Origin of the sequence: Pseudoxanthomonas mexicana (genome assembly GCF_014397415.1) — a bacterium.
Lineage (GTDB): Bacteria > Pseudomonadota > Gammaproteobacteria > Xanthomonadales > Xanthomonadaceae > Pseudoxanthomonas_A > Pseudoxanthomonas_A mexicana.
Genome location: NZ_CP060731.1, coordinates 1038222 through 1051054 on the forward strand (window position 1 = coordinate 1038222; position 12833 = coordinate 1051054).

At 68.0% G+C, this 12833-nt stretch carries 9 protein-coding genes; 4 read left to right on the forward strand and 5 right to left on the reverse strand.

What is annotated here, in order from left to right; all coding sequences use genetic code 11:
* Positions 1-52 precede the first annotated feature (52 nt).
* Positions 53-1177 (forward strand): ribosome small subunit-dependent GTPase A, encoded by a 1125-nt coding sequence (gene rsgA, locus IAE60_RS04730; RefSeq protein ID WP_187574058.1) that lies wholly within the window; start codon positions 53-55, stop codon positions 1175-1177.
* A gap of 188 nt (positions 1178-1365) precedes the next feature.
* On the opposite strand, the gene gltS is transcribed toward rsgA, so the two are convergent.
* Positions 1366-2568 (reverse strand): sodium/glutamate symporter, encoded by a 1203-nt coding sequence (gene gltS / locus IAE60_RS04735; RefSeq protein WP_187574059.1) that lies wholly within the window; start codon positions 2566-2568, stop codon positions 1366-1368.
* Positions 2569-2670: 102 nt separating this feature from the next.
* On the opposite strand from gltS, the gene IAE60_RS04740 reads away from it, so the two are divergent.
* Positions 2671-3909 carry a flavohemoglobin expression-modulating QEGLA motif protein gene (locus tag IAE60_RS04740; protein ID WP_187574060.1) on the forward strand — a complete coding sequence of 413 codons (1239 nt, stop codon included), beginning with the start codon at positions 2671-2673 and terminating at the stop codon, positions 3907-3909.
* Positions 3910-4050: 141 nt separating this feature from the next.
* On the forward strand, positions 4051-6348 hold the full coding sequence (locus IAE60_RS04745; RefSeq protein ID WP_187574061.1) for an NADP-dependent malic enzyme: 2298 nt from the start codon (positions 4051-4053) through the stop codon (positions 6346-6348).
* Between the two features lie 157 nt (positions 6349-6505).
* Here IAE60_RS04745 and IAE60_RS04750 read toward each other — a convergent pair whose 3' ends face one another.
* The 4 genes from IAE60_RS04750 to IAE60_RS04765 form a co-directional block, all read right to left on the reverse strand.
* Positions 6506-6892 (reverse strand): STAS domain-containing protein, encoded by a 387-nt coding sequence (locus IAE60_RS04750; protein ID WP_187574670.1) that lies wholly within the window; start codon positions 6890-6892, stop codon positions 6506-6508.
* Between the two features lie 98 nt (positions 6893-6990).
* Positions 6991-7377 carry an STAS domain-containing protein gene (locus tag IAE60_RS04755; RefSeq protein ID WP_185894871.1) on the reverse strand — a complete coding sequence of 129 codons (387 nt, stop codon included), beginning with the start codon at positions 7375-7377 and terminating at the stop codon, positions 6991-6993.
* The gene (locus IAE60_RS04760) at positions 7374-7811 is read right to left on the reverse strand and encodes an ATP-binding protein (RefSeq protein ID WP_244966658.1); all 438 of its coding nucleotides are present in this window, start codon (positions 7809-7811) and stop codon (positions 7374-7376) included. Before IAE60_RS04760 ends, IAE60_RS04755 begins: the two co-directional genes overlap by 4 nt.
* Positions 7783-9813, reverse strand: a complete 2031-nt coding sequence (locus IAE60_RS04765) for a SpoIIE family protein phosphatase (protein ID WP_187574062.1) — start codon at positions 9811-9813, stop codon at positions 7783-7785. The genes IAE60_RS04760 and IAE60_RS04765 overlap by 29 nt, the downstream gene beginning before the upstream one ends.
* Positions 9814-10045: 232 nt before the next feature.
* Here IAE60_RS04765 and aceE point away from each other — a divergent pair, with 232 nt between their 5' ends.
* Positions 10046-12739, forward strand: a complete 2694-nt coding sequence (aceE, locus tag IAE60_RS04770) for a pyruvate dehydrogenase (acetyl-transferring), homodimeric type (protein ID WP_187574063.1) — start codon at positions 10046-10048, stop codon at positions 12737-12739.
* The last annotated feature ends 94 nt before the right edge of the window (positions 12740-12833 follow it).

Here is a 12833-nt window from a genome sequence, read left to right on the forward strand (position 1 = left end):
TATTCGGCCCGTCCGGCCCCGCCGGCTTCAGGGGCCGTCTAGAATGCGCGCCATGCCCGAAACCCCCGTCCCCAGTGTGCCCGACGTCACCCTGCTGAGATCGATCGGCTGGCCTTATGCGGGGAAACCGGAGGACAGCGCGTGGCGGGCCGTCATGGAGGCCCACCCTGGCGCCACCCCGGCACGCGTGATCGAGCAGCACCGCTCGGGCTATGTCGTGGCGGACGCCCCCGGCGTGGGCGTGAAGGCCGAATCGCTTCCCGAATGGCAGCGCCCCCGGTTCCCTGCCCATGAACGCCCGGCCGTCGGCGACTGGGTGCTGCTGGAGGATGCCACCTCCAAGCGCCCGCGCATCGTGGCGCTGCTGCCGCGCCATACCGGCATCAAGCGCGGCGCGGCCGGCGAGCATTACCACCAGCAGGTGATCGCCGCGAACATCGATACGGTGTTCATCGTCTGCGGCCTGGATGCCGACTTCAATCCGCGCCGCATCGAGCGCTACCTGCTGCTGGTCGGTGGTGGCGGTGCGCAGCCGGTCGTCGTGCTGACCAAGGCCGACCGCACCGAGTACGCCGACGACGCGGTCGAGGTACTGGCCGACCTCACCGCGCAGGGCGTGCCGGTGTTCACCGTCAACGCCAAGGATCCGGAGAGCGTCGCGCAGCTGGCACCGTGGCTGGAGCCGGGCCACACCGTGGTGCTGGTGGGATCGTCGGGCGCGGGCAAGTCCACCCTGACCAACACCCTGCTCGGCGACGAGCGGATGAAGACCGGCGAAGTGCGCGAAAGCGACTCGCGCGGTCGCCACACCACCACGTTCCGCGCCCTCATCCCGTTGCCGGCCGGCGCCTGCCTGATCGACACGCCCGGCATGCGCGAACTCAAGCCCACCGGCGAGGAAGACCTGGCCGACGGCGGCTTCGCCGACATCGAGGCGCTGGCCGAGCAGTGCAGGTTCCGCGACTGTTCGCATGACCGCGAGCCGGGCTGCGCGGTGCGCGCGGCGATCGAGCGCGAAGAGTTGGACGAAGGCCGCTTCCTCAACTACCTCAAGCTGCGTGATGAAGTGGCCGCGGCGGCCGACAAGCTCGCTTCGCGGCTGGCCGACAAGGCCAACGCCAAGGTGCAGAACAAGGCGCTGAACAAGCGGCTGACCGATAAGTACGGCAAGCGCTGAGGGTCTTTCGGGGCCGTCATCCCGGCGGCATTCAACAGCCGAATGGCTGGTCAAGCCGGGACCCAGCGCCTTGCTGCGAATCTACCGTCATCCAAACACCAGAGTCACTGGGTCCCGGCCTGCGCCGGGATGACGGCGGATAGATCTCGACGGTCGATCACCTTTAGATCATCAGCTTCAGGAATCGATCAATCCCAGAGGTTTATGAAGCCGGTGATGATCAGCGCATTGGTGAAGTCGATGAAGAACGCACCCACCAACGGCGCCACCAGGAACGCGCGCGGCGCCATGCCGTAGCGTTCCACCAGGGTGCGCATCACCGCCATCGCGTTGGCCGTGGTGCCCAACATGAAGCCGATGAAGCCGCCGCCCATCACCGCCGCGTCGTAGTCGCGCCCCATCACACGGAACACCACGCCGCAGAACAGCGCCACCAGCGCCACCTGCAGGGTCAGGTTCACCAGCAGCGGTGCCGCCAGGCCGGCCAGTTCCCACAGTTTGAGGTTCATCAGCGCCACCGCCAGGAACAGCGACAGGCAGACGTTGCCGATCAGGTCGGTGGTCGCCACCGGCAGGCGGATCCAGCCGGTGCGATCGTCGATCCAGCGGATCAGCGCGCCCACCATCATCGCGCCGACGTAGGCGGGCAGGGTCAGGCCCGCCGCGCTCAGCCCGGCGCTGACGCCGGCGCCCAGCCACATGGCCACCAGGATCACCACGATGCTCTTCAGCGCGTTGGATTCGCGGGTGGCGAAGTCCGGCGTATCGCGCGCGCCCAGCGGTTCGGCCGCCGATTCGTCCGGCACGCCAAGTCGCACGCCGCCATACAGCTTGTGACGCCGGATCAGCACGGTCGCCACGGGACCGCCGAGCAGGCCGCCGCACAGGATGCCGGCCATCGCCGAGGCCACGGCGATCGATTCCGCCCCGGTCACCCCGGCCTGCTCGAACAGCGGCGCGAACGCCAGGCCGGTCGCCGGCCCGCCGGTCAGCGTGGTCGAGCCGGCCAGCACGCCGAACAGCGGATGCAGGCCGAACCCCAACGCCACCGCCATGCCCAGCAGGTTCTGCACGATCGCAAACGCAGACGCCAGCAGCAGGAACACCAGCACCTGGCGCCCGCTGAGCTTCAACAGCGCCACGCTGGCGTTGACGCCGATGGTGGTGAAGAAGGCGATCATCAGCGGCGCCTGCAGGCTGGTGTCCAGGGTGAACAGGGTGACCTCGCGGCTGCGCGCCACCAGCACGGCCAGCGCCACCACCAGGCCGCCGATCACCGGCGCCGGCAGGTTGTAGCGGTTGAACAGCGGGACCACGTGGCACAGCGCATAACCGAGGAAGAGGGCCAGGCCGGCGAAGGCCAACGTCTGCACCGCATCGAGTTCCAGCATGCCGCCCCCGCACCGATGGAAGAGCGTCGAGCATAGTCCAGGCGTGGACGCTTGTGCCGTCCACCGCATGCGCTGGGCTACAGTGTGCGCCAGGGAGGATCCATGCAGCCCGACATCGCCCATCACGCCGCGCTCGACGAGCGCCTGGTCAAGGCCGTGCGCGGCATCAGGCTGCTCAGCCTGGCCAGTTGGCCGGCCGACGCCCAGACCCGCTTCCTGGCGGGCGTGGCGCGCGGCCAGCCGGCATTGCCGGCGATCGAATACCCGCGCCTGGACTTCGGCGATGCGCGCCGGGAACTGGCCGCCATCGCGGCCGCTGCGGACCCCGCCCATCCGCTGGGATGCTACCTGCGCGACTCGGTGCACAGCTGGGACATCGCCGCGCGGTTGCTGGAGTCGCTGGGGACGCCGACCGTGACCACGCATTCGGTGGCGCTGTTCGGCACGCCGGAGGAATGCCTGCCCGGCGACGGTCCGACCACGCGCGAAGCGGCCGGGCACTTCATCGCCATCGCCAATGACCTGGACCACGAACTGCTGGCGCCGGAGGAGCACATCCCGGTATCGGCCACCGCCCTGCAGTTGCAGCTGCAGGCCGACCTGGACGAGTTCTTCGACGGCCGCGTCATCACCGTCGAGCTGGACCCCACGCTGATCGCGAAAGCGGCGGCCGGCGCCACCCGCATCCGCCTGCGCCACGGCGCCGCCTTCAGCGATTACGACCGCCGACAGCTGCTGCAGCACGAGGCTCTGGTGCATTCGCTAACCGCGTTGAATGGGCGCGAGCAGACGGTGCTGCCCAGCCTGGCGCTGGCCTCGCCCCGGGTGACCGCCACCCAGGAAGGACTGGCGACCTTCGCCGAACAGATCACCGGCAGCATCGACATCGAGCGCATGAAGCGCATCAGCCTGCGCATCGAAGCGGTGGCCATGGCCCTGGCCGGCGCCGACTTCATCCAGGTCTTCGACTATTTCCGCGATGCCGGGCAGAGCCAGGCGGAAAGCTTTTCCTCGGCGCAGCAGGTGTTCCGCGGCGTGCCCACCACTGGCGGATCGGCGTTCACCAAGGACACGGTGTACCTGCGCGGCCTGATCGGCGTGCATACCTTCTTCCGCCGCTCGCTGCAGCAGGACCGGCTGCGCCTGTGCCGGCGGCTATTCGCCGGCAAGATGACACTGGACGACGTCGCCGCCTTCGAGCCCCTGTTCGAGGACGGCGTGCTGGCCCCGCCGCGCTGGCTGCCGCGCTGGGTCAGCCGCGCCAACGGGCTGGCCGGCGTGCTGGCGTTCTCGCTGTTCGCCAACCGCATCCGGCTGGACAGGCTGTCGGCCGACGGCTGATCACCCGCCGCCGCTCGACCGTCGCAGGCGATGCACGGTGACGTCGTACGTGATGCAGTGCCGCATCCGCGAAAACCGGCCCCGGCGGCGACCGGTTAGAATTGCCGCTCCCCCGCCTTCACCACAGGCACCGTTTCCGCAATGACGAACGACGATTTCAAGCAGGCCGCGCTGGAGTACCACCGGCTGTCCCCACCCGGCAAGATCAAGGTCGCGCCGACCAAGCCGATGCTGACCCAGCGCGACCTGGCGCTGGCCTATTCGCCGGGCGTGGCCTATGCCTGCGAGGCGATCGTCGAGAATCCCACCAGTGCCAGCGAGCTCACCGCGCGCGGCAACCTGGTGGCCGTGGTCACCAACGGCACCGCGGTGCTGGGCCTGGGCAACATCGGCCCGCTGGCCGGCAAGCCGGTGATGGAAGGCAAGGGCGTGCTGTTCCAGAAGTTCGCCGGCATCGACGTGTTCGACATCGAGATCGACGAGACCGACCCGGACAAGCTGGTCGACATCATCGCCTCGCTCGAACCCACCTTCGGCGGCATCAACCTGGAGGACATCAAGGCGCCGGAGTGCTTCATCGTCGAGCGCAAGCTGCGCGAACGGATGAACATCCCGGTCTTCCACGACGACCAGCACGGCACCGCGATCATCGTCGGCGCGGCGGTGGTCAATGCGCTGGAGGTGGTGGGCAAGAAGATCGGCGACGTGAAGCTGGCCACCAGCGGCGCCGGCGCGGCCGGCATCGCCTGCCTGGACATGCTGGTGGCGCTGGGCCTGAAGCCGGAGAACATCCTGGCCTTCGACCGCGACGGCGTGATCTACACCGGCCGCCCGAACCTGGATCCGGACAAGGCGCGCTACGCGCGCGATACCGACAAGCGCTCGCTGGCGGAGATCGTCGCAGGTGCGGACATCTTCCTGGGCCTGTCGGCCGGCGGCATCCTGAAGCCGGAGATGGTCGCCACGATGGCGGACAAGCCGGTCATCCTGGCGCTGGCCAATCCGAATCCCGAGATCTCGCCGGCCGATGCCAAGGCCGTGCGTCCGGACGCCATCATCGGCACCGGCCGCAGCGACTACCCGAACCAGGTCAACAACGCGCTCTGCTTCCCGTACATCTTCCGCGGCGCGCTGGACGTGGGTGCCACCGTCATCAACGAGGCGATGAAGGTCGCCTGCGTGCATGCCATCGCCAACCTGGCGCGCCGCGAAGCGTCCGACCTGGGCAGCGCCTACGGCGACGACGTGCCCTGCTTCGGTCCCGAATACCTCATCCCGCGCCCGTTCGACCCGCGCCTGCTGGTGGAAGTGGCCGCCGCGGTCGCGCAGGCCGCCATGGATTCCGGCGTGGCGCTGCGTCCGATCGCCGACATGTGGGCCTACCGCGAGAAGCTGGGCCAGTTCGTCTACCGCACCAGCCTGATGATGAAGCCGGTGTACGACCGTGCGCGCGCCGACAAGAAACGCGTGGTGTACGCCGAAGGCGAGGAAGAGACCGTGCTGCGCGCCGTGCAGACGGTGATCGACGAAGGCCTGGCCTTCCCGATCCTGATCGGCCGCCCCGAGGTGATCGACGCGCGCATCCAGCGCCTGGGCCTGCGCATGCGCGCGGGCGTGGATTTCGAGCTGACCAACCAGAACGACGATCCGCGCTTCAACGACTACTGGCAGCACTACCATGCGCTGACCGCGCGCCGCGGCGTGACCCCGGCGGCGGCGAAGAACCTGATGCGTTCGCGGCCCACGCTGATCGCTTCGGTGATGGTGGCGCGCGGCGAGGCGGATGCGCTGATCACCGGCATCGTCGGGCGCTTCCACAAGAAGCTGGGCTACGTGCGCAGCATGATCCCGCTGGATCCGGGCGTGCAGTCCACCTCGGCCATGACCGGCGTGATCAACAACCAGGGTGCGTACTTCTTCCTGGACACGCACGTGCAGGACGATCCCACCGCCGAACAGATCGCCGAGGCCACGCTGCAGGCGGCCTACCGGCTGAAGTTGTTCGGCATCGAACCGCGCATCGCGCTGCTGTCGCACTCCAACTTCGGCAGCCACGAAACCCCGGGCTCGCTGAAGATGCGCAAGGTGCGCGAGCTGCTGCTCAAGCGCAAGCCGGACCTCAACGTGGACGGCGAGATGCAGGGCGACACCGCCTGGGACGAAGTGCTGCGCAACCGGATCATGCCGGGCAGCACCCTGAGCGGGCGCGCCAACCTGTTCGTGCTGCCCAACCTGGACGCGGCCAACATCGCCTACAACATGGTGCGCGTGGTCACCGATGGCGTTGCCATCGGCCCCATCCTGATGGGCATCTCCAAGCCGGTGCACATCCTGACCACCAGCGCCACGCCGCGCCGGGTGATCAACATGACCGCCATCGCCGCCGTCGACGCGCAGATCCGCCAGCAGCGCGAGGCCGAGCGCAGCGGGCCGGGTTGATCGGGCCGAGAGTCCTGGAGACAAAAAGCCCCGCATGCGGGGCTTTTTTCTATTGGGGATCGCTGTAGGAGCGACGTCAGTCGCGACCGCATGAATCACGTGTCCAAGGTGTCTGATGGCATGCGGTCGCGACTGACGTCGCTCCTACAGAATGCGATCAGGGCTCTTCCTCGCCATCGAGAATGCGCCGTTGCAGCGCATCCAGGTAGGCGTCGGCATCGGCGGTGGACTCGAAGATCTCGTCCATCGGCACGGCCTGCACGATCTCGATCACTTTGCGGATCTGTTCCTGCGGGTGCACCACCAGCAGACGGCCTTCGTGCGGGGCCAGCGCCTTGCGCGCCTTCAGGATGCTGCGCACGCCGGCGCTGCTGATGTAGTCCAGGTGCGCCAGATCCAGCACCAGCGCCTGCGGGCGCGCCGCCAGCATCGGGGCCAGCGCCTCGTCCAGCTGCGTGTGGCTCAGCGTGTCCAGGCGGCCCCCCAGCATCACGTACTGGTTGCCGTTCACCGGTGGGTAGACCTCAATCTCCAATGTCATCAGGCATCTCGGTGCAGCGGATGTACCGGGTGCGGTGGCCCGGGGAGGAGGGGTGGAGGTCGGATCGTAATGTAAAAGTGAGACGAGGCGGCCGGCGTTCGTCAGTCCTCGTCCTCGCCGGCCTCCAGCACCCGGCGCTGCATCAGGTCCAGGTAGGCGTCGGCTTCGGCGGTGGACGAGAAGATCTCGTTCAACGGCACCGCCTTGACCATGTCCAGCACCTTCTGGATCTGCGGCTGCGGGTTGACCAGCAGCACCTTGCCGCCGTGCGGGGCCAGCGTCTTGCGCGCCTTGAAGATGGAGCGGATGCCCGCGCTGCTGATGTAGTCCAGCCCCGACAGGTCCAGCACCAGCGAATGCAGCTGGCGCGTGAGCAGGGGCGCCAGCGCTTCGTCCAGGTCCTCGTAGGTGTGGGTGTCCAGTCGTCCCTCCACCGCGACGCGCTGGCTGCCCTTGCCGGGCGGCAGGATCTCGATGCGCAGGCTCATGGTCCGGTCTCCTCGGTGGGGATGCGCAGGGTCAGGCGCACCACGTTGTAGTTGCCGACGCGCTGGTAGGTCGCCTGTTCCGACACCTGCCGTACCAGGTGCAGGCCCAGTCCTCCGGTGGGACGGTCCAGGATGTCGGCATCCAGATCCGGGGGCGGCTGTTCAAGCGGATTGAAAGGCGCGCCGCTTTCGCGGAACTCCAGCGTCAGCAGGTGCTCGCGGATGGCGATGTCCACGCACAGCTCGTGCTCCTCAGCTTCCACGCGCGCCAGGTCGCCGTGTTCGATGGCATTGCTCGCCAGCTCTTCGACGATCAGGCGCACGTCGCCCTGGATGGCCGGGCTGACGCCGTTGTTGGCCAGGACGGCCTCGAGTGATGCGTTGAGGTCGTCCACGCGGGCATGCTCACGGGGAATGAACAGTCGCATCTGCATGTGCGGTCTCCTGTGATGGCGGAGCTTCGGCGGAAGCGGGGGCGCTGTCCAGCCGGCGACGGAGGGCGAGCGCGGTGATGTCGTCGGACTGCGGTGCGGTACCGGTAAATGCGTGAACCTGTGCGATCAGCCCCTCGCATTGTTCCCGCGCCGTCGCGCCGGGCTGCAGCGCATCGGGAATGCGCTCGGCGCCGAAGGCCTGGTCGTCGGCGTCGAAGGCCTCGGTGATGCCATCGGTCCAGGCCAGCAGGGTGGCGCCCGAGGGCACGGTGCCGGACCACAGCGGGAACGCGTCGCCCACCTCGAATCCCAGCGGCGGCCCGGGCTGGACGGGCAGCGTCTCGATGCGTCCGTCCGCATGCAGCAGCAAGGGCGCGTCGTGGCCCGCGCTGGCCAGCACGCAGGCGCCCGTGCGCACGTCCACGCGTCCGCACAGCACGGTGGCGAACATGCAGGCGTCGTTGCCCTGCACCAGCCGGCGCGAGGCCTCGGCCAGCACGCGCTCGGGCGACTCGTGCGTGCTGGCCGCCACTTCCAGCACCGTGACCGTGCGTGCCATGAACAGCGCTGCCGGCACGCCCTTGTCGGACACATCGCCGATGGCGAACCACAGGCAGTCCGGATCGGTCTGGATGAAGCAGTAGAAATCGCCACCCACCGCCTTGGCCGGCTCCAGCCGCGCATAGGCTTCCAGGTGCGCGTGTTCGCGGTCGATGGCCAGGCCCGGCGGCAGCATGGCCTGCTGGATCTCGCGCGCGATCGAGAGTTCGCTCTCCAGCTTCTGGCGTGCGGCGGTCATGTCCGCGATCTCGCGCAGCTGGCGCTGGATCGAACCGCGCGCATGTTCCAGCGTGCGCGCCATCTGTCCCACCTCGTCGCGCCGCGCCACATAGGGCACCGGCATGTCGTACTCGCCGCGTCCCAGCCGCGCGGCGGCCGAGGACAGGCCCTCAACCGGCTGGCTGACATGGCGCGCCAGCTTGCGCACCACCAGCATGCAGACCAGCGCCAGCAGTGCACCAACGGCGGCCAGCTGCCACAGTGCGTCGGTCAGGCGCGCCATGACCAGCTCGTAGGACTGCGCCACCAGCAGGGTCCAGCCGCTGTCGCCGACCGGTTCCACCACGGTGAAGCGGCGTTCCAGGCTGACGGCGTCGGTATGCGCGTACTGCAGTGGCCGGCGCAGGCGCACCGCGCGGGCGGCTTCGCCCAGGTCGTGGCGGCCGGCGCGGGCGATGTAGTCGTCCAGCGTCTCCAGCCGCTCCACGCCCACCTCGGGATTGAGCGCCAGCGTGCCGGCCGGCGCCACCAGCGAGACCCGCCAGCCCGGCAGGTGCGCCAGCGCGTCGACCATCCCGGTCAGGTTGGCCAGCGGCAGGTCCAGGCTGACCATGCCGCGCGTGCGCGCGCCTCGGCCCGGATCGCGCAGCGGCATGTTGTAGGTGACCATCCACACGCCGCCGGCGGTCTGGTTGAGGTAGGGCTCGGACCACCAGCCGCCGGGCGAGGCGACGGTGCGCTGGTACCAGCCCTGCGCGCGGAACGGATAGCCGTCGGCGATGAAATCGCGGTCGCGGCCATTGGCGGCCACGTAGCGGGCGAACGGCAGGTCGCCGCGCGTGCGCGGCTCCAGGATCAGCAGGCCGCCGGCGCAACCGGGGGTGGCCTTCACCATAGCGCGCAGGGTGGCCATCAGTTCGTCGGGCGACAGCTGCGCGCCACCCACCAGGTCGGACATGCCCTGGGTGGTGATGGTCACCACATGCAGCGCGCCGTCCAGCCGCTGCGCGGCTTCCTGCGTGGTGGCATGGGTGTCGCGGCGCGCGTCGTCCAGGATCAGCCGGCGCGCGAACCACGCCGTCCCCAGCACCAGCAACAGCAGCAGCGCCACGTTCACCAGGCCGGCCCACAGCGCAATGCGTGTGCGCAGGCTGCTGCGCCAGTGCGCGGCACCGGCGGCTTCCTTCTGCGGCACGACATCGTTGGGCACTGCGTTGCGCATGCCGACCCTGATCGCTGCCTTCCCCTGGACGGCGATCATACGCCGGCGCGGCATGCTGCATCGCAATAGCGGAAAGGTCTGATTTTGGTGTGGTCTCTGTCCCGGGACAGGCACGCCATGTCTTTCCATACGCCTGCGTAGCCGGGTTGGGCGCAGGGTGCGTGCGTTACACTTCAAGGCTCTACAAGAACGGCAACGCCACGCCCCCACGCGCGGCGCAACAGGAGTGGGAATGAACTGGTTGAACGACATGTTGCAGAGCGATCCGGATCCGCAGGAGACCCGCGAATGGATCGATTCCATGCAGGCGGTGATCGAGAAGAACGGCGCCCTGCGTGCTCACCAGTTGCTCGAAGGCATGGTGGAAGTCACCCGTCGCGCCGGCGCCTACCTGCCGTTCTCGCCGACCACCGAATACGTCAACACCATCGCGCCGCAGAACGAGGCCAAGAGCCCCGGCGACGCCGCGCTGGAATGGCGCATCCGTTCGATCATCCGCTGGAATGCGATGGCCACCGTGGTGCGCGCCAACCGCAAACCCGGCGACCTCGGCGGCCACATCGCCAGCTTCGCCTCCGGCGCCACGCTCTATGACGTGGGCTTCAACCACTTCTGGCGCGCGCCCAGCGACAGCCATCCGGGCGACCTGCTGTTCATCCAGGGCCACAGCGCGCCGGGTATCTATGCGCGTTCGTTCCTGGAAGGCCGTATCAGCGAGCAGCAGCTCGACAACTTCCGCATGGAAGTCGACGGCCAGGGCATCTCGTCCTATCCGCACCCGTGGCTGATGCCGGACTACTGGCAGACGCCGACCGTGTCGATGGGCCTGGGCCCGCTGGCGGCGATCTACCAGGCGCAGTTCATGAAGTACCTGGAGCACCGCGGCCTGATCGAGAAGTCCGACCGCAAGGTGTGGTGCTTCATCGGCGACGGCGAGAGCGACGAACCGGAAACCCTCGGCGCGATCGCGCTGGCCGGCCGCGAAGGCCTGGACAACCTGATCTTCGTGGTCAACTGCAACCTGCAGCGCCTGGATGGTCCGGTGCGCGGCAATGGCAAGATCATCCAGGAACTGGAAGGCGTGTTCCGCGGCGGCGGCTGGAACGTCATCAAGCTGCTGTGGGGCAGCTACTGGGATCCGCTCCTCGCGCGCGACACCAGCGGCGTGCTGAAGAAGCTGATGATGGAAACCGTCGACGGCGAGTACCAGAACTGCAAGGCGTTCGGCGGCAAGTACACGCGCGACAACTTCTTCGGCAAGTATCCGGAGACGGCGGCCATGGTCGCCAACCTGTCCGACGACGACATCTGGCGCCTCAATCGCGGCGGCCACGATCCGCACAAGGTCTATGCGGCCTACCACGAGGCGGTGAACACGAAGGGCATGCCCACCGTGATCCTGGCCAAGACGGTGAAGGGCTACGGCATGGGTTCGGCGGGCGAATCGCTCAACCCGACCCACCAGACCAAGAAGCTGGACGACGAAGCCATCCGCACGTTCCGCGACCGCTTCAACATCCCGGTCACCGACAAGCAGCTGGAAGAAGCGGCGCAGGTGCCGTTCTACCACCCGGGCGAGAACTCGCCGGAAGTGCAGTACCTGAAGGAACGCCGCGCCGCGCTGGGCGGCTATCTGCCGCAGCGCCGCCGCAAGGCCAGCCAGTCGTTCGAGACGCCCAAGCTGGAGGCCTTCGACCGTCTGCTGAAGAGCACCGGCGACCGCGAGATCTCCACCACCATGGCGTTCGTGCAGGGCCTGAACATCGCGCTTCGCGACAAGCAGGTGGGTCCGCGCCTGGTGCCGATCGTCGCCGACGAGGCGCGCACCTTCGGCATGGAAGGCATGTTCCGCCAGATCGGCATCTATGCGCCGTTCGGCCAGAAGTACAAGCCGGTCGATGCCGATCAGCTGATGTACTACCGCGAGGACCAATCCGGCCAGGTGCTGCAGCAGGGCATCAGCGAGCCGGGCGCGATGTCTTCGTGGATGGCGGCGGGCACCAGCTATTCGGTCAGCAACGTGCCGATGCTGCCGTTCTACATCTACTACTCGATGTTCGGCTTCCAGCGCATCGGCGACATCGCCTGGCAGGCGGCGGACATGCGCACGCGCGGCTTCCTGCTGGGCGGCACCGCGGGCCGCACCACGCTCAATGGCGAGGGCCTGCAGCACGAGGACGGCTTCAGCCACGTGGTGGCCGGCGGCATCCCCAACGTGCGCAGCTACGATCCGACCTTCGGTTTCGAAGTGGCGGTGGTCCTGCAGCACGGCATGCAGAAGATGCTGCAGGAGCAGGTGGACGAGTACTACTACGTCACCCTGATGAACGAGAACTACACCCACCCGGACATGCCGGAAGGTGCGGCCGAGGGCATCATCAAGGGTATGTACCTGCTCACCGACGCCGGCAAGCCGAAGAAGGGCGAGTTGCGTGTGCAGCTGCTGGGCAGTGGCACCATCCTGCGCGAGGCGATCGCGGCGGCCGAGCTGCTGGACAAGGATTTCGGTGTGACCGCCGACATCTGGTCCTGCCCCAGCTTCAACGAGCTGCGCCGCGACGGTTTCGACGCCGAGCGCTGGAACCGCCTGAATCCGGAAGCGAAGTCGCCGCGCAAGGCCTACGTGACCGAGTTGCTGGAAGGTCGCCAGGGCCCGGCCATCGCCGCGACCGACTACGTGCGGGCGTACGCGGACCAGATCCGTGCGTTCGTGCCGATGGCGTACACGGTGCTGGGCACGGACGGCTTCGGCCGCAGCGACACCCGCGCCAATCTGCGCCGCCACTTCGAAGTGGACCGCTACTACATCGCCCACGCCGCCATCGCCGCGCTGGCGAAGGAAGGCAAGATGACCGCCAAGGACGTATCCCGCGCGATCAAGCAGTACAAGATCGATGTGGAGAAGGCGAACCCGGTTGGGGTTTGATCTTTGAGTGGCGCGATTCGAAAGGCGGCCCTCGGGCCGCCTTTTTTCTTTGGCTGAAAAGTGCTAAGAATTCAAGCCTAATTACAACGGATTG